The organism is Haemophilus sp. HN_Hi08, assembly GCF_049824455.1.
Lineage (GTDB): Bacteria > Pseudomonadota > Gammaproteobacteria > Enterobacterales > Pasteurellaceae > Haemophilus > Haemophilus influenzae_D.
This window is the reverse complement of the sequence record NZ_CP187493.1, coordinates 1,767,476-1,789,522: the sequence shown is the minus strand read 5'-3', so window position 1 is coordinate 1,789,522 and position 22,047 is coordinate 1,767,476. Positions and strand designations below refer to the sequence as shown.

The window sequence follows — 22,047 nt, the reverse complement described above, 5'->3', positions numbered from 1 at the left end:
TAATTTAAAATTACATTCATTTACTTTTTTGATAATTGACAATTCATACTAAATAGGCTAAAATCACCAGTTGAACTAGCCGCTATACAAACAGCAAGAAAAGCTAATAATGATTCTAAAATATATATTAGCGCTTATATGCTAAATATAATTAGTAAGGTTATATTAATATGAAAAAACTAAAAAAATTTGTTACGAAGCCACACATATTTTTTCGTGACGCATTGAATAATAAATACCCTATTATAAATAATGAACAAGGAATTAAAGAATTAGATGAACGAGCTGTTCTCTCTCATCAAGAAAATCTGGAAAAACTAGAAAGCTCGCTAATGAATACACCAATACCTATTGATGTCGTTTTCACATGGGTTAATGATAAAGATGAAAAATGGCAGGAAAAGAAACAGCACTATTCGAAACTAGCAAACAACTATGCATTCTATGCGAAAGATAATGTCAGATTTGAAGAACATAACGAGCTATTTTACTCTGTCAAAAGTGTACAAAAATTCTTACCTTGGGTACGGTACATTTTTATCGTAACGGATAATCAAATACCACATTGGCTTAATAATGAAGATTCCCAAATTAAAATTGTGGATCATCGTGAGATCATTGATCACGATTATCTTCCTACGTTTAATTCACATGTTATTGAGGCTAATCTACATAAAATTCCAAACCTAAGTGAACATTTTATTTATTTTAATGATGATGTATTTGTAGCTAAACCTTTACAAAAAAGCCATTTTTTTAAACCTAATGGGCTAGCCTCTATTTTCCTATCCATTAAAAACTTAGATAAAATGTATGCAAAAGGTACAACTACGCCTACATTACTCGCTTCAATGAATTCAAGACGCTTATTACGAAAAATGTATGGACAAGAATTAAACATACAAACACCACTAATTCACTCCTATATTCCACTCAAGAAAAGTGTTTTTGAAAAAATATGGAGTGTGTTTAAAGAAGAGATTGAAAGTTTTTTATCAAATAGATTTAGGGGTAAAAACGATCTTAATCTCGCTACTTTTTTTGTACCTTATGCCATGTATTTAGAAGGGAAAAGTGTTCTTACGCCTGAAATTTGCTATTACTTTAATATTCGCTCCGCAAATGCTAAGGCACAGTATAAAAAGTTATTACAAAAAAAAGAGAATGGAAATAGACCACATTCTTTTTGTATTAATGATACTTCTAGTTCTAATAACCATTTTTATCATAAAAATTTTAACACTTTCATAAATCTATATTTTTAGGAGGATACATGAAAACCAATTTCATATTCAGTATAATCATGCCAATTTATAATGTTGACCAATGGTTAGAAGAAGCAATATTAAGTATAATAAATCAAAAGAAAATTAATTTTGAAGAAAATGTTCAATTAATTTTAGTTAATGATTGTAGCCCTGATAACAGTGAAGAAATATGTCTAAAATTTAGAAAAAAATATCCTAATAATATTTTATATTACAAGAATGAGAAGAACCTAGGATTATCTGGAACAAGAAATAAAGGATTAACCCTTGCAGAAGGGAAATACATTAATTTCTTTGATCCTGATGATACATTATCTCCATCTGTACTTTATGAAGTAAATAAATTTTTTACACAAAATTCTTCTCAAAATTTAGCTCATATATCAATACCTTTAGTATTTTTTGAGGCTGCTTCTGGATTACATCCTAAATATAGATTACTTGGAAATAAAAACAGAATTATTGATTTAGATAAAGAACAACATAACTTTATACTTTCATCTGCAAGTTCATTCTATCCAAGAGATAATATTAAGAAAAATAAATTTGATACCTCATTATTTGGAGAAGAAGACACCCTATTTAATTTTAATATCTACAGTAATATTAATAAATTTGGCTATGTGTGCGAAAATGGCGTTCAATACAACTATAGAAGAAGACAAGAAGGAGGATCACAAGTAGACCTAAGTAGAGTAAAACCACAAGCTTTTATTACCCCAATCCAAATATTAGAAAATGTTAATGCAAAAGATCAAGTTTTATTCTATGAACTAATAGCTTACCAGCTTAGATCAAGAATAAAAAATATAAAACCTGAAATATTCCAGAATAAGAATGATTATAATCATATAATTAATAGATATAGAGATTTTATGTCTCTAATTCCTAAAGATTTTATTTTACATAAAACAAAGTATTTAGAAACACAAGAACAAAAAATTGACTTTATTTCAGAAATATATAGAAAGAATCTAACAATAGATGAAGATGCTTATATTAACATAGATGATTGTAAAATATTTAAATGCAATGATTTACCATTGGATATAAAAAATATTAGTATTGAAAAAAATGTTCTTATAATTGAAACATTATTTAATAATTTTAACATCGAAGATCTTAGCATTGTTATAATGGACAAAGGTAAAAATATTATAAAACCAATTAAAGAATATTATTGCGACAGCCTCTATATTCATAAATGCTGTGATATAAAATCAAGTAATAACATATTATATTCTAGATTCGAAATACCAGTATTTAGAAAAGGTGAATATCGACTTTATTTTAAGAGAAAAAGCAATGGCTTCTTACATATAGTAAATAGACTTAGAACATATAGCGAAAGTCCATTCCTTGGCAATGGCGTATTTAATTCAAATTTATTTAAGCTTTATTCTGAACAGAATACTAGTATATCTTTATATAAAAAAGCTTTTTATATAAAAAGCTCTACTGTAATTAATAAAATATCAAATAGGATAAAATCATTATTTTTAATAAGAAAAAGACATAAAACATGGAAATGGTTAAGATTATTAAAACTTAATAAACCTAAGTACTGGCTATTTAATGACCGACCAATTAATGCTAATGATAATGCAGAAGCATTCTTTACGTATATTAATAAATCGGTTCCTCATATCGCTAAGAACTCTTATTTTGTTCTAGATAAAAATTCCCCAGATATAAGTAGAATCAAGAAAATAGGTAAAGTTATCATTCAAAATAGCCTAAAACATAAGTTACTTTATTTAAATTCTAAGTATATATTTACATCGCATTTAGCAACATCATTTTTTAAACCAATATCATTTAAGCATTTAAAATATTATAATGATTTGATAGAAACAAAAATTATATGGTTACAGCATGGTATAACTATGAATAACATAGAAATAGCTGCAAATAAATTTAACAAGCATATTTATAAAATTGTAACGGCAGCAAACTTTGAAAATTCAATATTTAAAAATAAGAATTTCTTTTTTAATAAAGAAGACTTATTTAATGTGGGTTTTCCAAGATATGATAAATTAATTAAGAAAAAAGATGAAGATAAGATTGTACTCATTATGCCCACATGGAGATCCTATCTAAGTGGAAATATTCTAAAAAATGGATTGCATGCTGAATTAGAAATCTTTAAAGAATCTGACTACTATAAAAATTTTGTCGATTTATTATCAAATAAATTACTAATTAATACATTAAAAGAAAATAATGTTATTATTAAATTTGTTTTACATCCTGGATTTAAACAGTATGCTAAATACTTTAAACAGTTAGAATCAAATGAAATTCTTATTATCGATGAATTATCTCTATCTTACAAGGATCTTTTTAATGAAGCATCATTATTAATAACGGATTATTCTAGTGTGTTTTTTGATTTCTCTTACAAAGAAAAACCATCTATATTTTTCCAATTTGATGAAGATGAATTCTATTCAAAACACTATAAAAAAGGATTCTTTGACTTTACTAGCATGGCGCCAGGAAAAGTAACTTATAACACAGATGATTTAATATCTGAAATTATTAAAAGTATAATTTCTAATTTTTCTATTAAAAATGAATATCTATATAGAATTAGAAATATGTATAAATATAATGATAATAAAAACTGTGAAAGATTATTAAATGAGGTATTGAAAAATGAATAATAAGAGACACATTAGACTAAAAGAATTTTTTCCGGGAATCCATAGAGTTCATACACCATCAGAAAGTTATATAAAAAAATCCCCCTTACTACAAAAAAATAGATCTTATTTTCAGAAAGTTGACAATAATGGATTTATGCAATCTCATTTAAATATCCAAGAAGATAAAAAAATTTTTTTAGTTGGTGATTCATTCATAGAAAGTATTTTTATCGATGAATCAAAGAGAATAAACGCAATTATGGAAGAAAGCTTTCTATTTCAAGAAGGAAAAGAAGTAAAAGTATATAATGCTGGAGTATCTGGTTCTACAGGGTTAAACTTATTTAACCTTATACTTAATAAAATTATTATTTTAAAGCCTGACGTTATTATATACTCTCAACCTTCCTGTGATTTTTCTGCTTTACTATATGAAAATGGATATTATAACAATAGTAAATATTTTTCTAATATTATTCCATCAGTAGAAAGTGATGTTTTTAGATTCAAAACTATTCAAGATAATTTAATTCAGATACAGAATAATATTATTATGCTATCTAAACTATGTGAGTTATACAGTATCGATCTCTTTATATCAACTTGCTGTTCAAATTCATCTAAACGCCAACTTAAAATGATGAATGATATTATTAGAGAGAATTCTTATCTTGGGTATAAGGTTATTGATTTGGACTTGATAGTACCAAAAACAGAGGCCTATTTTTATGATAAACAACACTTAAATGAATATGGTAGTAATTTAGTTGCTAATATTTATCTATATAACGTTAGAAATTTTTCAGATGACATGCCAAAAAAAACAATACAAAAACATCATATACAAAAAATAAATGGCGTCTTTGAAATAACCTCAAACAACTTAGAAAAAGAGAGCAACTCTATTTTGTTAAAAATAAAAAACAATGAAAAACAAAATCAAGATTTTGAAATAAAAATAACATATTTCAATGAAGGAGAAATAATAAAGAATGATGTAAAAAAAATATTATTGTTACCATTGCATAGTATAGAATGCTCATATTTTATAGAAGAACTACATCAGACTAAAGTACTTATAGAACCAATTTCTATATCAAAAAATATTGAAATAGAAATCATAAAATATACTATTACTTTATTATGTTAGCTAAAAGTATGATATGTTTTTTTAGGCATTAAAAACACAATCAATCATATAAAAATTCAAATTAGAACCATGCCAACTGCTCTGATTTTCTCGCACGGAATCAAAAAAATTCCGCATTTAGCCTCATTTTTCCCTAATCAAAAATTGGCTTTCGCGCGCATTTTTTCTGTGCCGAAGGCTGATTCTGTGTTGGGTTGGGGGTTACGTCCTTCCACGAAAAAATCACGTGCATATGCACAAAAGCATAACTTACCGTTTATCGCCTTAGAAGACGGTTTTTTACGTTCGCTAGGCTTGGGCGTTGATGGTTATCCACCACTTTCTATGATCGTGGATAAATTAGGTATTTATTACGACACGACTCGTCCCTCAACATTGGAACAGCTTGTTCTGGCGGGAGAATGTGATGAGGTTTTAGCGGAAAAGGTTCGATCACAGATTATGACGCATCAACTTTCAAAATATAACCAAACATTAGTGGATTATGAGAAAGAAGGTGACGAGCCATTAGTGCTTGTTATCGACCAAACCTTTGGCGATATGGCGGTGAAATATGGTCAAGCCGATGCTGAGCATTTTGCACAGATGTTACAAGCTGCCATTACAGAAAATCCCAAAGCCAAAATTTTAGTGAAAACCCATCCTGATGTATTAAGTGGTAAAAAACAGGGCTATTTTTCGCCAAATGAAAATTATCCAAGCAACGTGCATTTTTTTAGTGATCCCGTCAATCCGATTTCGCTGATTAAAGCCGTAGAGAAAGTTTATTGTGTTACCTCTCAAATGGGGTTTGAAGCATTACTGGCGGGTAAACCGGTGGTGACGTTTGGCGTACCATGGTTTGCTGGCTGGGGCGTGACGGATGATCGTCATCAGAATGCTAAAGCATTGGCACAAAGTGAGCGTCGTAAAGTGCGGTCAGTTTTACAACTGTTTTATGCGGCATATTTTCAATATACTCGTTATTTGAATCCAAACACCGGCACAGCTGGAACAATTTTTGATGTCATTAACCACATCATTCACACCAAAGCACTTAACTTGTGCTTACAAGGTAATCTCTATTGCGTTGGAATGTCGTTGTGGAAACGTGCGGTTATTAAACCGTTTTTCCGTTTACCAAGCTGCAAGCTACATTTTGTTAAAGATGTGAGTAAACTCAATGGTAAAACATTCACAAAAAATGACCGCTTGTTACTATGGGGAACCGGTAAAGAAGCTGCGCTAAATTATGCTAAAGCGCATAATATTAACATGCTCAGAATGGAAGATGGGTTTATTCGTTCAGTTGGGCTTGGCTCAAACTTGGTTGCGCCACTTTCTTTAGTGTGTGACGATTTAGGTATCTATTTCAATGCAGAAAGTCCTTCTCGCTTAGAAGAGATTTTGCAGCATCAACAATTTACCGAAGCAGATTTAATCGAAGCCAGTCAACTACAACATGCGTTGGTATCGCAACATATCGGTAAATATAATGTCGGTGAAGGAACATTTTCTTTACCGAATACAGTCAAAAAGAAAATTTTAGTGGTAGGACAGGTCGAAGACGATGCCTCTATTCGAACTGCCTCACCGAATATTCGCACTAATTTAGATTTATTAAAAACAGTATGCGCCGCAAATCCTCAAGCTTATATCGTTTATAAGCCACACCCGGATGTTGTAAGTGGTAACCGCATTGGTCATATTGCAGAATCGCAAGCGGTCAAATTAGCGGATCAAATTGCAAAAACAGAAAACGTGCTTGACTGCATCAATGCCGTGGATGAACTACACACCATGACATCTCTTGCAGGTTTTGAAGCCTTGCTAAGAAACAAAACGGTGCATTGTTATGGTTTGCCATTTTATAGCCACTGGGGATTGACCGTTGATCACTGCTCTTTTAACCGCCGCAATCGAAAACTTTCATTGTTAGAACTTATTTCTGGCACATTGGTCTATTATCCACAATATGTTAATCCGAATACGGGTGAGCTAACCAATGCTCAAACAGCGATTGAAATTTTGAAAGCACAGCGTTTAGCGCTTAATCACAGCGGTATTCATCGCCATTGGCTAGCTAAACAATATGGCAAATTGCAGCATTTAGTGTGCGCATTGCGTACTTAACAACGCCAGTTATAGCAACATATCTTAATCATATAATAAATAATCGTTTTCGTATGAACCACTATTTAGATGAATTAGTCCAAAGTTCACAGCGGATCTTGCTTTTGCAAGGGCCGATAGGTCACTTTTTTGCTGATCTTTCTGATTGGTTAGTGGGGCAAGGAAAAACCGTTTATAAAATCAATTTTAACGGTGGCGATGAGCATTTTTATCCATTATCGATTGAAAATACGATTGCTTATCGTGGCTCAGTGAGTGAGTTCTACCCTTACCTGCAACTATTTTGCAAACAACATAATATCGATGCGATGGTTTGCTTTGGTGATAACCGTAAATACCACAAAATCGCAAAAAAAATCTCACAAGATAGACAGATTCTATTTTGGGTGTTGGAAGAAGGCTATTTCCGTCCTGATTATGTAACACTCGAAAAACTAGGGGTAAATGCGTTCTCTCCTCTTCCTCGCCAGGCAGACTTCTATCTTGAACAAGCCGAAAATTTACCTGAGCCAACCGTACCACTTAAATTAGCCAAAGGTTTTTTAACGATGGCAAAAGTAGCAATAGCATATTACGTTAGTGCATATCTAGCTAGAGATAATTATCCTAAATATCAACACCATCGTATTATTAACCTTAAATATTACATCAAACATTGGATCATTTCGGGCATTAAACGGACTTGTTATTATTTGCGTGATCGCACGTTTGCAAAAAAAGTAACAAAAGGAGAACTCGGTCATTTTTTTATTGTACCGCTGCAAGTTTATGATGATAGTCAAGTGAAAATACATTGCGACTTCAATAGTGTCGGTGAATTCTTAGCTGAAGTACTACGGTCTTTTGCTACATCTGCGCCTAATCATTTAAACTTGGTCATTAAGCACCATCCAATGGATAGAGGTTTTGTTCATTATGAGTCTGTTATTCTAGAGTTTGAAAGCTGCTATCCTCATTTAAAAGGAAGATTATTTTATGTACATGATGTGCCATTGCCCGTTCTACTTCGCCGTGGAAAAGGCATGGTAACATTAAACAGTACGAGTGGTATTTCAGCCTTATTACATGGAATGCCCGTTATTACGCTTGGGCGTGCAAATTATCATTTTGAAGGTCTCACACACCAAGGTGATTTAGCTTCATTCTGGCAAAATCCAACCAAGCCTGATATGTCAGTATTTGAGGCTTACCGCAAATATCATCTCAATAAAACCATGATTAACGGCAGTTTTTATACTCGAGTCATCCTTCCCTTACATCAGGATGAAAATTAATCAAACCTATCCGCCAATAAAAACTGCAAGACAGCATCCATTCTTAAATGTGGGATGCTTTCACCTTGTTGTAAAACTTGAGGTTCAAAGGAATCAAAGTCAAAAGATTGTTTTGACCAGAACTCCGCATTAGGTAATTTACTTGGTACAGATCCTGGATAAACTGTAATAAGTTGCTTATCTAAAGAACGTACTCCTTGAATAGCTTTGATTTGTTTACCGTTTTGATTAACCAAAACCTGTTTTATCGCTCGAATCGCAGCAATTGCCGTATATTCTGTATCGATGCCTTCAAATTCTACATGACGGCCGCCTTCTTGCACCAATTGGCGCATTAGGCTAATTAAATTTTGAATTTGATCTGTTGTAATATGATCGGCTTTTGTTGCGACAAACATGAGTTTATCAATATTCGGAGAAAACAAGCGATTAAGTAAATTACGTTTCCCATAATGGAAATTTTTGAAAAGCTCATTAAGACCTGTTTGCATATCAATAAAGGCTTGTTGGCTATGATTCAGTGGTGTTAAGCAATCAGCTAAAATTACTTGGCGATCAAAAGTCAAAAAATAATTTTCATAAAAGCCCTTCACTACCTTATTACGATAATAATCGTATCGCTTATTCAACACCGCAAAATAGCTATTGGATTTCGCCTCTCTTTTCAGCTTTTGCCATTGCTCCTCGGACAAATGCAATAACGGGAAAAATTGCAATGCAGGTGCACCTTCTAATTCGCCAGCCAGGCAAGACAAATCGGCCTGGTTGAATAAATTGCATTCCTTCTGCTTTGCAAGTGAGCAAATAGTCGGTATAAGATTTTGCAATCTCTGCTAAAACATCTTCATTGACGACCGCACTTAGGTCGAGCTTTTTCAGTTTATCCAACCACTCTTGGGCAAACTGTTGGCGAATACCCGATGTAATTTTAGCTTGTTCAAGTGACCATTGTTGAAAATCTAGATTCAGCAAAGGTAAATCCAATAGCCATTCACCAGGATAATCGAAAATATCCAAGTATAATGTGCCACGTTCTTTAAAATGACGAAGTAAGCCCGATTGACGTTCAAAACGAATAGCAAGGCGTGTTTCACTCACCCCTCGAGTAGATTGGCACCATTGTGGTGGATTATTCACTAAATCATTGAGATTCGCTTCATAATCAAAACGTGGAATACTTAAATCCTGTTGAGGCACTCGTTTTACCGCCAAAATAGACTGATTTCGGGCAGCCTCAAATAAAGGAAGATGAGCATTTTCCTCTTGATTAATATGTAACAGTTGATTAATCAAACTCGTAATAAAAGCCGTTTTACCGCTTCGACTTAACCCGGTTACAGCCAAGCGCAAAGTGCGGTCAAATCCACGATTGATTATTTTACAATTCACTCAATTTATCACAAAACGGTCTTTAATAATAAAGCTATGTTACATCGAAATGTCACTTTTTGTTTTTTATTGTGTGGGTTGAGCCTAATTAATCTGGCACAAGCTGCCCCGCGCATACCTAAAATGCTGACAGAAAATGGCTTAACATACTGCACAAATGCATCGGGTTTTTCCTTTAACCCGCAAACTGCAGACGCAGGTACCAGTATGAATGTGGTGACGGAGCAAATTTATAACAAATTGTTTGATATGAAAGACCACAGTGCAGCACTTGTTCCTGTGTTAGCACAATCCTATTCAATTTCATCTGATGGCAAACAAATTCTCATTAATCTTCGTCAAGGGGTGAAATTCCATCGTACGCCTTGGTTTACCTCAACACGTGAGTTTAATGCAGAAGATGTGGTCTTTTCGATTAATCGTGTTTTAGGGCATGATACTTATCTACCGACACTTTCAGACGATGTAGTAACCTATAAAAATCCACAATATAGAATCTTTCACGAGCAAGCCAAGAAGGTTCACTTTCCCTATTTTGAAAGTATTAAGCTGAATCAAAAAATTAAAAGTATCACAGCAACGAATCCTTATCAGGTCAAAATTGAACTGTTTGAACCTGATGCCTCAATTCTGTCGCATCTTGCCAGTCAATACTCTATTATTTTCTCGCAAGAATATGCATACCAATTAAGTGCTGATGATAACCTCTCCCAATTGGATACTCATCCTGTCGGCACGGGGCCGTACCAAGTAAAAGACTACGTTTATAATCAATATGTTCGCTTAATACGTAATGAGGAGTATTGGAAAAAAGAAGCCAAAATTAAAAATATTATTGTAGATCTTTCAGCTGAGCGCAGTGGTCGTTTAATAAAATTCTTTAATAATGAATGTCAGATTGCTTCTTCTCCAGAAATCAGCCAACTTGGTTTGTTAAGTGAAAAAAATGCCTCTTATTATTTACAATCAACAGAAGGGATGAATTTAGCTTATTTAGCTTTCAATTTTCAAAAATCGTTAATGCAGGATAAAACTATTCGTCAAGCCATTTCGCAAAGCTTAAACCGTTTTAGAATTGTACGAAACATTTATCATAACACGGCAACTGTAGCGAATAATATTATTCCTGATATTTCTTGGGCTTCGGCGATTAACACACCTGATTTTACTTATGATTATCAGCCTTCAAAAGCGGAAAAAATCTTACGAGATAAGAAATTAGCATTGAAAATGTGGGTAATAAACGAAGAGCAAGTATATAATCCTGCCCCCATTAAAATGGCTGAACTTATCAAATGGGATTTAGCAAAGGTTGGAGTGGATGTTAAAGTGCGGTCAGTCACACGTACATTTTTAACCGAACAATTACGCAATCACACTGAAGATTACGATTTGATTTTAACGGGGTGGCTTGCAGGAAACCTTGATCCTGATGGTTTTATGCGCCCGATTTTAAGTTGTGATACTCAAAATGAAATCACAAATTTATCAAATTGGTGTAACCCTGAATTTGATAAGATGATGGATCGTGCACTGTCGACTAATCATTTATATGAGCGTTCTAAAGCTTATAATAGCGCACAAGAACTTATTTTAAATGAATTACCTATTGTGCCAATTGCAAACGTTCAACGACTTTTAGTCGCAAGTGGCACGTAAAAGGCATAGAAATGACACCATTTGGTAGCATCAATTTTTCTACTTTATATTTTATGAAAACTAAGGAGAAAAAATAATGCTCCTTTCAGCAATTAGACATATAGTTTGGGTGATTATCTTATTATTGATTCTCTCTTTGCTAAGCTTTGTCATTTTAATGCGTGATCCGCTTAATGCTGCTCTTATTACCAATAATATTTATAGTACTTACTATCACTATTTAACATCATTATTACAAGGCGATTTGGGCATTACTTATAACGGCGGAAAATCCTTAAAAGATTTAATTTTCACCGTCTTACCACCCACATTAGAACTCTGCTTTACTGCGCTCTTATTAGCTTGTCTTTTAAGTATTCCTTTGGGTGTATTAAGTGCGGTCTATAATCAAGGTGCTTTTTCACGAACATTGCAAAGTATCTCGAATGTTGGTTTATCGATTCCTAGTTTCTGGTTAGCCCCTATTTTGCTTTATGTTGCAGCAATTCAAAATTGGGAAATTGCAGCAATTGGACAATATAATTTACTCTATGAAATCAAACCAATAACAGGTTTTCCCATCATTGATATGTGGTTTTTAGATGTGACTTACCAAACAAAAATAGTACAGAACGTTTTACAACATTTAGCCTTGCCCACATTGGTGCTTTGCATTCTACCAACAATGGAATTTATCCGTATTATTCAACAACGAGCAAATTATCTACTTCAGCAAGAATATGCTAAAGCAGCAGTAACTCGTGGATGGTCAAAATGGATGATCTTAAGACGTTATGTTTTTCGAAATACATTTCCATTATTAATTCCACAGTTTACTCGTGTATTTACCTTAGTGTTAACACAATGTATGCTAGTAGAGACAGTCTTAGGCTGGCCTGGTATTGGACTTTGGCTCATAAATGCTGTAACCCAACAAGATTACAATAGCATTTCTGCCGGTGTAGTGGTAATTGGTATTTGTATAATCATTATTGATACCTTAGCCAAATTACTCATGTTTATATTAGATCCATTTAATAAGAAGGGATGGTATGCAAGATAGAGAACCTGATGAATTTCGTGAAAGTACCTCCTTTTTTCAGATTTGGTTGCTTTTTCGTCAAAATCGTGTAGCGTTATTTAGTTTCTATTTATTTGTTTTTCTTATTTTTATCGCACTTTTTCCCAAGCTAATCATGCCTTATAACGAAAGCATGGAATTTGTGGGAGAAGAATTGATGCCGCCATCTTGGGTCGAAAAAGGCCGTATTGCCTTTTTCTTTGGAACCGATGATCTCGGTCGTGATGTATTCAGTCGACTCATCATGGGAACGCACTATACCCTTGGTTCATCTCTTTTAGTCGTCATTGCTGTAGCGATTATTGGTGGTGCATTAGGTATTCTTGCGGGCATGTCAGAAGGGATTAAATTTCGTGTCTTAGGCCATATTTTTGATGCGTTTTTATCCATTCCTATTTTGTTGATTGCCATTATCATTTCAACATTAATGGAACCGAGCTTGATGAATGCCATATTTGCTACCCTATTAGCTATTTTGCCGTATTTTGTACATGCCATTTATCAAGCCATTCAACAAGAGCTGAAGAAAGACTATGTTCTCTTACTAAGATTAGATGGGATTTCAAACTGGGAGCTATTAAAAAGCACCATTTTGCCGAATATTAGTGTTGCCTATACGCAAGAAATCGCCCGTGCATTTGTGGTTGCTATTTTAGATATTGCAGCATTAAGCTTTATTTCTCTAGGTGCACAACGTCCAATGCCTGAATGGGGCGCAATGATTAAAGATTCATTAGAATTAATTTATCTTGCACCATGGACAGTGTTATTACCCGGTTTTGCTATTATTTTTACCATTTTATTGAGCATTATTTTTACTAACGGATTGTGTAAAGCAATCAATAAATATTACGAGTAACCCATGGCGCTGTTAGATATTCGCAATCTTAATATTGAAATTCAAACACCAAACGGCCGTATAAAAATTGTGGACGGCGTCAATCTTTCAGTCAATGAAGGGGAAATTCTAGGACTTGTTGGTGAATCCGGTTCCGGTAAAAGTTTAATCGCTAAAATAATCAGTAATTCCATTAAAGATAACTGGATTGTTACGGCTGACCGTTTTCGTTTTAATGATGTTGAATTACTTAAACTAACACCGAATCAACGTCGAAAAATCGTTGGTAAAGAAATTTCAATGATTTTCCAAAATCCATTAAGCTACCTAGATTCAAGCCGAAGAATCGGCAAACAGCTTATTCAGAGTATTCCGAACTGGACATTTAAAGGTCATTGGTGGCAATGGTTCGGCTGGAAAAAACGTCGAGCAATTGAATTACTACACCGTGTAGGTATTAAAGATCACCTGGACATTATGGCATTATCCTGACGATCTCACAGAAGGTGAAGGTCAAAAAGTCATGATCGCAGTAGCGATTGCAAATCAGCCTCGCTTATTAATTGCGGATGAGCCCACCAATTCTTTGGAGTCAATTACAGCATTACAAATTTTCCGCTTACTTTCAAGCATGAATCAAAACCAAGGCACAACGATTTTATTAGCGAGTAATGATCTGAAAAGTATTAGTGAATGGTGTGATAGCATTTCTGTGCTTTATTGTGGTCAAAATACAGAGTCTGGCCCAACCGAGCAATTATTAGAAATGCCTCATCATCCTTATACACAAGCATTACTCTACTCAGTTCCCGACTTTAGTCGCCCCTTAAGTTTTAAAAGCCGATTGGGAACATTGGAAGGCATTGTCCCCATTCTGGAACAAATGCCGATGGGGTGTCGATTAGGGCCTCGCTGTCCTTTCGCACAACGTGAATGTATTCAAAAGCCAAGCCGATATCGCATTAAACAGCACGAGTTTTCCTGCCATCATCCAATAAATATCCGAGAAAGGCAGTTTAAAGATAAAATGACAACGTCACCACTTACGCTCAATACAGAATCAAAAGGAAGTGAATAATGCCTTTACTACAAGTGGAAAATCTTAGCAAAACCTTTGAAGGTCCGGCTAAATTTTTTGGTACAGAGCAGTTTTATGCAGTAAAAGAGATAAGCTTTTCACTTAATCGCAAAGAAACGCTTGCGATCATTGGTAAAAATGGTTCGGGTAAATCAACCTTAGTTAAAATGATCGCAGGGATTCCCCCCCAACTTCAGGAAAAATATTATTCAATGATTTACCGTTACAATTTGAAGATTTTCATAATCGAGCACAGCATATCCGAATGGTTTTCCAAGATGCGAATTCAGCATTTAACCCTCGCTTAAATATAGGACAAGCCTTAGACGCACCATTGAAATTAATTACCGATTGGGATGAAGAAACACGCAATCAAAAGATCTTTGAAACGCTTTCATTAGTGGGACTTTATCCCGATTATACTAATCTTAAAATTAAACATCTCTCAATGAGCCAAAAACAGCGGATCGCCTTAGCTCGCGCACTGATTCTTCAGCCTGAAATTATTATTATCAGCCCTGTGCAGTAAAACTCCGTCCTTCAGGGCGGAGATATAAGGCACAAACGGCGTAGCCGTTTCAAAGCTAACTAATCGGGTGTTTGTTGTTGCTCGATGTATTGGCGAATAATTGAAATAGGTGCACCACCGCAACTACCGGCAAAATAAGAGGGCGACCAAAGCTGATTGCCCCAAAGTTTTTTTCGGATACTTGGGTAATTTTTCTTTCTAATCATTCGACTTGATACACCTTTTAGGCTGTTTACTAGCGTAGAAACTGCCACTTTCGGCGGATATTCAATGAGTAAATGAACGTGATCGTCTTCGCCGTCAAACTCGACTAATTTTGCTTCAAAATCATTGCAGACGCTTTCGAAAATCAAATTGAGATCATCTAAAATCGCTTTCGTAAAAACATCACGGCGGTATTTTGTAACAAAGACTAAGTGAACGTGCATATTAAAAACACAATGCCTGCCGTGTCTGATTTCAGTTTCTTTTTTCATAGACCAAGTGTAGAATGTGGGAAAATCATATTCTAAACCTTGCCAATGCAACTACGCAAAGCCTTTAAGTTCGAAATAATGCCAAACGGCGAACAAATCCGCAGAATTAAGCAGTTCTGTGGTTGCTCTCGTTTTGTCTTCAATCGGGCGTTGGCTTGGCAGAATGAGCAATATGAGCAAGATCGCAGCGTCAAATTCAGTTATACGAAAATAGCCAATCTGCTTCCGCAATGGAAAAAAGAACTGATTTGGCTCAAAGACTGCCACAGTCAAGTTTTACAGCAAAGTCTGAAAGATCTTGAAAGTGCGTTCAAAAACTTCTTTCAAAAGCGTGCTGACTTCCCGAAGTTCAAGAAAAAAGGCTTGAAAGAGAGCTTTCGTTTTCCGCAAGGTTGCAAACTGGAACAACAAAACAACCGCTTGTATCTCCCGAAAATCGGTTGGGTTCGTTATCGCAACAGCCGTGATGTCGTCGGCGAAATTAAAAACGTCACAGTTAGCCAAAAGTGCGGTCGTTTTTTTGCCAGTATTCAAACGGAATTTGAATATGAAATCCCAACACATCAAGGCGGAGAAATTGGGATAGATATGGGCGTTGCCCGTTTTGCAACGCTTTCAAGCGGTGAATATTTTAAGCCGTTGAATGCCTTTAAAACCCACAAAGGCAAACTAGCAAAACTACAACGCCAACTTAAAAACAAGATTAAATTTAGCCAAAACTGGCAGAAATTAAAGGCGAAAATCGCTAAATTGCACCACAAAATCGCTAACTGTCGTAAAGACTTCTTGCACCAAACTTCAAGCAAAATCAGCAAAAACCACGCAATGATCTACGTTGAAGATTTACAGGTGTTGAATATGTCCAAATCAGCCAAAGGCACAGCGGAAGATCATGGTAAAAATGTGAAACAGAAATCAGGTTTGAACCGAGCGATATTAGACCAATCTTGGTTCGAGTTCCGCCGTCAATTGGACTATAAAACGCAATGGCTAGGTGGTTTTTTAGTGGCTGTCCCGCCTCAGAACACCAGTCGAACTTGCCCTTGTTGCGGTTATACCGCAAAGGAAAATCGCCAAACTCAGGCTGATTTTGAATGCTTAGAATGTGACTACACAGAAAATGCGGATGTGGTCGGGGCGTTAAACGTTTTGGAGCGTGGGCGAGCTATCGTCCAAGCGTAAAATATAGGCTGGGACACAGCCGTAGAGCTTGTGAAGTGAATCTCAATAGAGGTCAGCAACAAGAACCCACCGAGAGTAACCCACGCAAAGCGTGGGAGCTAGTAGGAATCCCCGTCCTTTAGGGCGGGGAGGATGTCAATGATGATGTTCTTAGCGCATTAGATGCTTCTGTACGTGTTCAATTACTTAACTTAATTTTAGATTTACAAGAACATTTGGGGCTTTCCTATATTTATGTAGGGCAAAACTTAGGCATTATCAAACACATTGCTGATCAAGTCTTGGTGATGGATCAAGGTGAAATTATCGAATCGGGTACACCAAGAGAGAGCTTCACTAATCCTCAAAATAACATCACTCGCCTTCTTGTAGAAAGTCATTTTGGTCAATTGCTTGATGAAAATGCTTGGCAAATAAACACTTCCTAGCCACCTATAAATACAAGTTAGGGATAGACATCTCAAAAAACGTCTTTAAATTGACCGCTCTTTTCATTCTTTTTAACAAAAACTCAGGTTTAGGCGCCGCACTGGCTGCCACACATTTCAACCCAATTGCAACGGTACCAAGTGCTTTATTTAGTTTCTGGCACAATGTATCGGGTCCAATTTTGGCAAATATTTTCTCCAATATCAAAAATGAAAAATAAGCTAATTGTATAATTTTGCGAATCTTTTTGCATAAAATAGGCTTTTATTTTGCATAAACCAAAAAATATTTATGCAAAATGAATCACAACTTTAAAGCAAATAAAAACGCCCTTTAATTACTATTTAAAGGGCGTTTAAATCCTGTTATTAGCCATTCAACTTAAAATAGCTTTGCCTTAATGCTTGATAAGAAACATCATAAATATCTTTGAATTTTGGCATGATTAGCTTATCCATAAGAAGATTTTGTTGTTCATCTGTTAAGTTTAGTTCGGTAAATATTGGGTTGTCGGCGTAAAACTGAGATACAAATGCTACTAATTTTTCGATATACTCATCGCCGTTATCAATTTTGAGCTTATTCATAGTTACCTCCTCCGCACTACTCCGCAATCATTTTACGCCTTTTCAATGGCTAAAGCATACTCAAAATTTATAAACTATGTTATCTTCATACTTGCCTGTATAACTAGCCGAAGCATTGACTACAATGCGCTGTGCGTTGTCAAAAGTCTGCCAATTATCCACTTTGTCCTCGACCATATATTCAATAAACCGCACAAACTCGCTCTTAGTAGAACTAAAGAATACATAAGGCGGTCGTGTGATGTTAATCAAACGTAGAAAGTCGATTAAATCAAAGTAAGTTACTTGCTTGCTTGTAGCTCTCTTGGCGTGTGCATAGATACGGAGGATCTAACACAAATAATGCTTTGGGATTATCAGCAAATTTCGGTAGTAACGTGTGGAATGATTCACGTACAATCTCTACGCCGTCCAAATAACCGTCTGCCTTTGGATAATCAGACTGACGAATACAATGCCAGAAATCATGTTGGAATAAGTCATCAAGCGTTGCTACTTGTTGCCCACTGAACAATAACCAACTCGCTAAGCAATTTAAATCTTTATACCCTTTGAAGTTTTGAATGATTCTGATGCATTCTGCTTTGCAATCCTTCGTCATACGTTTATTTTTTTGCGTAGCGTTACCAACTACAGAGTAAAGCTCGGCACGCAACTTGTTAATGTCATCAATGTGCGCCAATCGCTCCGCATATCCATCAAAATCATTGTAAATTACGTGTGTTTTGGTTTTAATTACTTTGGCTGCGTGGCTTAATAAGCCCGAGCCGCCGAATGTATCAATAATCGTCCAGCCTTCGCCATCACCTTTAATATTCTTATTTAAAACTGTTTCAAAATGTTTAAGAAACATTCGTTTTTGTCCGATAAACGGTAATGGAGCTTGTTTAAAGGTGTTTTGATTTGCCATAGTTTTTCCTTTCTATTCTATGGCGTTCCGATGCTCAAGGCATTCTGACACTCAAATCAAATTAACGTGTAGTATTAACGGTTTTGCAACGAGGGCATTTGATTTCTAAATAACCAACTATCCCCACTTTCGCCAATAATTTGTTACAAAATGTGCAACGGATTGCTTTAATTGACTGCATATATTTCTCCTAGTTAAAAGATTTGTTACAATCCGCCCGCCTTGCGCAAGGTAGGCGGCATATGGCTATATGCAGGTTCGTTCTGCGTAGCTGGTAACAACGAGCATTCCTAGTGCCGTTGTTATCGCCGTCTTTTCTTTACTGAATTAAACTTTGTGCAGGGTAACCCCCCTTTTAAATTCTTCTTTTATTGAACATTACGGCCAGTTGATTTGGACTAAACCGCCAGCCTTCTTCACTGCCCAAAATCGCATTGAAGCACCACTCACTACAAAAATACTTTGAGCGTTTTTGTTTGGTCCCAAGCACGATGCCTAATGCTCCCCACCAGTCATATTTTTTGCCAGAAGTGCGGTTAAAACAGGCTTTGATTTGCGCCTCGGTGACATCGTTGATGTGGGATTAAATCCCATTTGGTGTTATCGGACACATCAATCTGTTTGCAACGCACGCCACCGTCTTGTACCGATGATGAGTAGCAGTCATACACTGTCGCATGCTCATAATGATGCCCATTGCCAAACTCAATGCGCTCAATGGCAATCTCGCAGTGAGAATAGTTGCCTTTGGTAAAAAATCGAGTAATGCGGTCGGCTCTTTGAATGGCTCTTTGAATGGCTCTTTGAATGGCTCTTTGCGCCAGTCGCGTTTGTGTTTGTACATCGCCAAATACACCTTAGCCATTTTGATATGCCTCCATCAAGTTATCCATTTGTTTGATAATGTCATCATGGATTGATTGCAGTTGCTCAAGCGTAAGATTAGGGGCTTTGACTTCATACTTGCGCATACGTTGGTTAGCCAACTCAACTTGCAACTTTTCCAAGCCTGCTGCCTGTGTCAAAATCAGGTTTGCAGCGGTCTTATTATCCAGTCTGGCACGTTGCGCAAAATCTGAGATATATCGACTGCAATCACCTTCATAATTTGCCGCTTTAAAGGCTTCTGCTGCGGCTTGACGCTCACGATACTCACTCTCAAAGCGTGTCCATGTACTGTAGATTTTTGCTGCGTGCTCATCGATGTTGGCGATAAGGCGAGTTTGGGTTTCGGCTAAAAGTGCGGTTTGTTTTTCCTCCGATAGCTCAAAGGATTTAGTCGCCATGTTGAAACTCGGTGCCTTGCCCGAGCATTTGATTTTGCCATTTTCAGCCCAAACCGCACCACCGCCGGTTATACTGGCAGAAATACCATCAATTTCTTCATCGCTCACTTCAATCCAATTTTGATTATCTGTTACTAGATAATCAGGTGCGAACATGCTTGTTTCTATATTAAATAACATCATATTTTTTACCATCCATACCAGCCTATAGCTAAAATTTGAAAGTCTGTTTGTCCACTATTGTGGATTTCAACAACATTCCCATTTTGGATATTTGCACCAACACGCTTTTGACCGCCACCAACATCGGTTGCTTGCACCACACAGCTCCCATTAAATGCTTCAGGTAGATTGACTTTAGCGTAGCCATTAATAGTTACATTCATAATAATTACTCGCATTACACCATTATCTGCCATTGGTATATCAAACACTTCTGCACTGTTGTAATGGTGCGGATAATACTGGTGTCGGTATCTATTTTTTCGGTAGGTGTTGTTTAATTCGTTCCAAACATTGCGAATATCATCTTGTTTGGAAAAGTGATCATGCAGCCAGCCGTAAGATTTACTCCACAACCCCCCAGTCGATGAAATTGTAAGCACTCCTTGTCGGCTATCTCTATACCAATCCGCTCCTTCCGGAGTGTTCAGAAATTCAATTTGGGTTGAATTATTACCAGCATCCCTCATTAACATTGATGCGCGAGGGATGTTATCGGTTTGATAAAAATCAACAAATACGCCTGTATTTTGACCCCCAGCTTTATTTTTAAGCATAAGTCCATTGGCAAATCCCCCTGGTGCACTGCCCTCAATCATTAATGAGCCAGTCATCTTATCACCTGAACGAGATACGCTATTAAGCCCATCAATCCGTCGCCACTCGCTCCATGTGCGCAAGTCAATATTGACATTCCGTTGATAGGTTTCGCCCGAGCGGAAATTGATGTATTTCTGCATGACGTTATAAGCCGATGGATAGACAATCAACGTCCCGGCAAAATTGGTCGGATAATTTCGCTCAGGTGTAGCATCTCTATTCGCCTCTTGCGCGTAAATACCGTAGGCTTTAATGTCATTAAGATTTTGTGTGGTCAGTTTACCACGCGTGAAATTTTCGGCTATTTGTGCATTAACCCAGTCTTGATACGCAACGACTTCATTTTTTCTTAATACTGGGAAAGAGCAATAACGTGACGTGTTATCTTTCATTTTGTACACAAAATTAAAACGTGGGTCAGTTTCGCTGTTTGGATTCATTTCAACACGCCATACCCCCCCCGCTATCAATTGGAAACTTGATTTTACTCCAACCTCTTGTTGCTAAAACCAGTTGATTATTGATGGTTTGTTCCCCAGTGTTGGTAAGCAACTCAATCCATTTATATGTAAGTGCCGTGTTATTAAAATTGATGCGACTAAAAAATGAGCGACCTAAAAGTGGATAATGACAATAAACAGACGAATAACCACCAATAATATAAAATGTGACAGCAATCGGGCTTTTTGTGGTTAACGGTAAGCCGGTGATATTACTTTGCGCATTGTTATGTGCGGTGAATGATAAATGCCCGTTAATGCGGTAGCTATAGCCAAAAAGATTAATGAGTTGCTGGCGATCTGTTAGATCTAATTGCAAATTATCTTTACCAACATAGATTTTCTGATAGAGGTTGTTTTCTTCGGCAGAGACTGCTTTATCGTAAGCTGTCTTGACTGCTGCAGAGGTTGCCACGGTATCGTTGCTGTTACTGTTGACTACACTGGATTTTTTGCTGTTGGGGATAACATTGCCAAGCGAGCGTGTGTTGGAGTCAATAAGCTGTTTTAACTGATAACCGGTTTTAGGCGTCAATGCTAAATCTTCACTTTGGCTATCGTAGCCTGTGTAAAGTTTGGTTTCGCCTTTTTGAGTTAAACTTGCCGTCTTTCGGTTGTCATCAATAATCTTAACAATCGCCTCATAAAGCTGAGTTTGCTTATTTTCTACGGGCTTGAACCCCGCTTTTTGCAACACATAATGCACTTCCGCTTGTACATCGCGTACTCGGTCTTGCAAATTATTAAGCCACGTATCGGTTACTCGTGTGCCTTGTTCACCTGTTGCTGGATTACCATTGTGAAAAAGGCCATCATTTGAATCAATTTGAGGCATTAAACTTTTCAT

Annotated in this window: 14 protein-coding genes and 8 pseudogenes; 13 read left to right on the top strand and 9 right to left on the bottom strand. The window is 36.0% G+C overall.

Annotation, left to right across the window (positions count from 1 at the left end; translation table 11 throughout):
• Window positions 1-170 precede the first annotated feature (170 nt).
• The 5 genes from ACPT8O_RS08750 (at window position 171) to ACPT8O_RS08730 (ending at window position 8,455) form a co-directional block, all read left to right on the top strand.
• Window positions 171-1,265, top strand: a complete 1,095-nt coding sequence (locus ACPT8O_RS08750) for a Stealth CR1 domain-containing protein (RefSeq protein WP_021034849.1) — start codon at window positions 171-173, stop codon at window positions 1,263-1,265.
• Between the two features lie 8 nt (window positions 1,266-1,273).
• Window positions 1,274-3,937 (top strand): bifunctional glycosyltransferase/CDP-glycerol:glycerophosphate glycerophosphotransferase, encoded by a 2,664-nt coding sequence (locus tag ACPT8O_RS08745; RefSeq protein WP_021034850.1) that lies wholly within the window; start codon window positions 1,274-1,276, stop codon window positions 3,935-3,937.
• Window positions 3,930-5,069 (top strand): SGNH/GDSL hydrolase family protein, encoded by a 1,140-nt coding sequence (locus tag ACPT8O_RS08740; protein WP_021034851.1) that lies wholly within the window; start codon window positions 3,930-3,932, stop codon window positions 5,067-5,069. The genes ACPT8O_RS08745 and ACPT8O_RS08740 overlap by 8 nt, the downstream gene beginning before the upstream one ends.
• Window positions 5,070-5,138: 69 nt before the next feature.
• Window positions 5,139-7,181 carry a capsular polysaccharide biosynthesis protein gene (locus ACPT8O_RS08735; protein WP_021034852.1) on the top strand — a complete coding sequence of 681 codons (2,043 nt, stop codon included), beginning with the start codon at window positions 5,139-5,141 and terminating at the stop codon, window positions 7,179-7,181.
• A 53-nt stretch (window positions 7,182-7,234) separates the two neighbouring features.
• Window positions 7,235-8,455: a capsule biosynthesis protein gene (locus ACPT8O_RS08730; protein ID WP_021034853.1), complete on the top strand. Its 1,221-nt coding sequence runs from the start codon at window positions 7,235-7,237 to the stop codon at window positions 8,453-8,455.
• Here ACPT8O_RS08730 and ACPT8O_RS08725 read toward each other — a convergent pair.
• Window positions 8,452-9,844 (bottom strand): annotated as a pseudogene (locus tag ACPT8O_RS08725) (YcjX family protein). The gene ACPT8O_RS08730 and the pseudogene ACPT8O_RS08725 sit on opposite strands and share 4 nt — an antisense overlap.
• A gap of 36 nt (window positions 9,845-9,880) precedes the next feature.
• Between ACPT8O_RS08725 and ACPT8O_RS08720 the strand changes: the two are divergent.
• The 5 genes and pseudogenes from ACPT8O_RS08720 to ACPT8O_RS08700 all read left to right on the top strand — a co-directional run.
• A pseudogene (locus tag ACPT8O_RS08720) lies at window positions 9,881-11,580 on the top strand (ABC transporter substrate-binding protein).
• The gene (locus ACPT8O_RS08715) at window positions 11,580-12,545 is read left to right on the top strand and encodes an ABC transporter permease (protein ID WP_021034855.1); all 966 of its coding nucleotides are present in this window, start codon (window positions 11,580-11,582) and stop codon (window positions 12,543-12,545) included. The pseudogene ACPT8O_RS08720 and the gene ACPT8O_RS08715 overlap by 1 nt, the downstream one beginning before the upstream one ends.
• The gene (locus tag ACPT8O_RS08710; RefSeq protein WP_021034856.1) at window positions 12,535-13,422 is read left to right on the top strand and encodes an ABC transporter permease subunit; all 888 of its coding nucleotides are present in this window, start codon (window positions 12,535-12,537) and stop codon (window positions 13,420-13,422) included. The genes ACPT8O_RS08715 and ACPT8O_RS08710 overlap by 11 nt, the downstream gene beginning before the upstream one ends.
• A gap of 3 nt (window positions 13,423-13,425) precedes the next feature.
• A pseudogene (locus tag ACPT8O_RS08705) lies at window positions 13,426-14,479 on the top strand (oligopeptide/dipeptide ABC transporter ATP-binding protein).
• Window positions 14,479-14,993 (top strand): annotated as a pseudogene (locus tag ACPT8O_RS08700) (ATP-binding cassette domain-containing protein); the annotation flags it as partial. The pseudogenes ACPT8O_RS08705 and ACPT8O_RS08700, both read left to right, overlap by 1 nt.
• A gap of 74 nt (window positions 14,994-15,067) precedes the next feature.
• Here ACPT8O_RS08700 and tnpA read toward each other — a convergent pair.
• On the bottom strand, window positions 15,068-15,484 hold the full coding sequence (tnpA, locus tag ACPT8O_RS08695) for an IS200/IS605 family transposase (protein WP_041175397.1): 417 nt from the start codon (window positions 15,482-15,484) through the stop codon (window positions 15,068-15,070).
• Window positions 15,485-15,529: 45 nt separating this feature from the next.
• Here tnpA and ACPT8O_RS08690 point away from each other — a divergent pair, with 45 nt between their 5' ends.
• The 3 genes and pseudogenes from ACPT8O_RS08690 to ACPT8O_RS08680 form a co-directional block, all read left to right on the top strand.
• A complete protein-coding gene (locus tag ACPT8O_RS08690) occupies window positions 15,530-16,666 on the top strand; it encodes an RNA-guided endonuclease InsQ/TnpB family protein (protein ID WP_041175292.1) in 1,137 nt (378 codons plus the stop codon).
• A 140-nt stretch (window positions 16,667-16,806) separates the two neighbouring features.
• Window positions 16,807-17,094 (top strand): annotated as a pseudogene (locus ACPT8O_RS08685) (peptide ABC transporter ATP-binding protein); the annotation flags it as partial.
• Between the two features lie 77 nt (window positions 17,095-17,171).
• Window positions 17,172-17,315 (top strand): annotated as a pseudogene (locus ACPT8O_RS08680) (bile acid:sodium symporter family protein); the annotation flags it as partial.
• Between the two features lie 148 nt (window positions 17,316-17,463).
• Here ACPT8O_RS08680 and ACPT8O_RS08675 read toward each other — a convergent pair.
• The 7 genes and pseudogenes from ACPT8O_RS08675 to ACPT8O_RS08645 form a co-directional block, all read right to left on the bottom strand.
• Complete coding sequence (locus ACPT8O_RS08675) at window positions 17,464-17,682, bottom strand: hypothetical protein (protein ID WP_021034860.1); 219 nt, start codon at window positions 17,680-17,682, stop codon at window positions 17,464-17,466.
• 60 nt (window positions 17,683-17,742) lie between these two features.
• A pseudogene (locus ACPT8O_RS08670) lies at window positions 17,743-18,592 on the bottom strand (hypothetical protein).
• A 61-nt stretch (window positions 18,593-18,653) separates the two neighbouring features.
• Window positions 18,654-18,773 (bottom strand): Com family DNA-binding transcriptional regulator, encoded by a 120-nt coding sequence (locus tag ACPT8O_RS08665; protein WP_005641687.1) that lies wholly within the window; start codon window positions 18,771-18,773, stop codon window positions 18,654-18,656.
• A gap of 174 nt (window positions 18,774-18,947) precedes the next feature.
• Window positions 18,948-19,457, bottom strand: a pseudogene (locus ACPT8O_RS08660) (enoyl-CoA hydratase).
• Window positions 19,450-20,034 carry a hypothetical protein gene (locus tag ACPT8O_RS08655; protein ID WP_021034862.1) on the bottom strand — a complete coding sequence of 195 codons (585 nt, stop codon included), beginning with the start codon at window positions 20,032-20,034 and terminating at the stop codon, window positions 19,450-19,452. The pseudogene ACPT8O_RS08660 and the gene ACPT8O_RS08655 overlap by 8 nt, the downstream one beginning before the upstream one ends.
• Before the next feature lie 32 nt (window positions 20,035-20,066).
• On the bottom strand, window positions 20,067-21,140 hold the full coding sequence (locus ACPT8O_RS08650; RefSeq protein WP_021034863.1) for a pyocin knob domain-containing protein: 1,074 nt from the start codon (window positions 21,138-21,140) through the stop codon (window positions 20,067-20,069).
• Window position 21,141: 1 nt separating this feature from the next.
• The gene (locus ACPT8O_RS08645) at window positions 21,142-22,047 is read right to left on the bottom strand and encodes a phage tail protein (protein ID WP_265468873.1); all 906 of its coding nucleotides are present in this window, start codon (window positions 22,045-22,047) and stop codon (window positions 21,142-21,144) included.

What these genes read in the sequence shown, in the direction of transcription:
- tnpA (WP_041175397.1), bottom strand. Translation starts at nt 15,484, where the DNA reads ATGAAAAAAGAAACTGAAATCAGACACGGCAGGCATTGTGTTTTTAAT.
- ACPT8O_RS08690 (WP_041175292.1), top strand. Translation starts at nt 15,530, where the DNA reads ATGCAACTACGCAAAGCCTTTAAGTTCGAAATAATGCCAAACGGCGAA.
- ACPT8O_RS08745 (WP_021034850.1), top strand. Translation starts at nt 1,274, where the DNA reads ATGAAAACCAATTTCATATTCAGTATAATCATGCCAATTTATAATGTT.
- ACPT8O_RS08735 (WP_021034852.1), top strand. Translation starts at nt 5,139, where the DNA reads ATGCCAACTGCTCTGATTTTCTCGCACGGAATCAAAAAAATTCCGCAT.
- ACPT8O_RS08750 (WP_021034849.1), top strand. Translation starts at nt 171, where the DNA reads ATGAAAAAACTAAAAAAATTTGTTACGAAGCCACACATATTTTTTCGT.
- ACPT8O_RS08740 (WP_021034851.1), top strand. Translation starts at nt 3,930, where the DNA reads ATGAATAATAAGAGACACATTAGACTAAAAGAATTTTTTCCGGGAATC.
- ACPT8O_RS08710 (WP_021034856.1), top strand. Translation starts at nt 12,535, where the DNA reads ATGCAAGATAGAGAACCTGATGAATTTCGTGAAAGTACCTCCTTTTTT.
- ACPT8O_RS08655 (WP_021034862.1), bottom strand. Translation starts at nt 20,034, where the DNA reads ATGTTCGCACCTGATTATCTAGTAACAGATAATCAAAATTGGATTGAA.
- ACPT8O_RS08730 (WP_021034853.1), top strand. Translation starts at nt 7,235, where the DNA reads ATGAACCACTATTTAGATGAATTAGTCCAAAGTTCACAGCGGATCTTG.
- ACPT8O_RS08715 (WP_021034855.1), top strand. Translation starts at nt 11,580, where the DNA reads ATGCTCCTTTCAGCAATTAGACATATAGTTTGGGTGATTATCTTATTA.
- ACPT8O_RS08675 (WP_021034860.1), bottom strand. Translation starts at nt 17,682, where the DNA reads ATGAATAAGCTCAAAATTGATAACGGCGATGAGTATATCGAAAAATTA.
- ACPT8O_RS08650 (WP_021034863.1), bottom strand. Translation starts at nt 21,140, where the DNA reads ATGAATCCAAACAGCGAAACTGACCCACGTTTTAATTTTGTGTACAAA.
- ACPT8O_RS08645 (WP_265468873.1), bottom strand. Translation starts at nt 22,047, where the DNA reads ATGAAAAGTTTAATGCCTCAAATTGATTCAAATGATGGCCTTTTTCAC.
- ACPT8O_RS08665 (WP_005641687.1), bottom strand. Translation starts at nt 18,773, where the DNA reads ATGCAGTCAATTAAAGCAATCCGTTGCACATTTTGTAACAAATTATTG.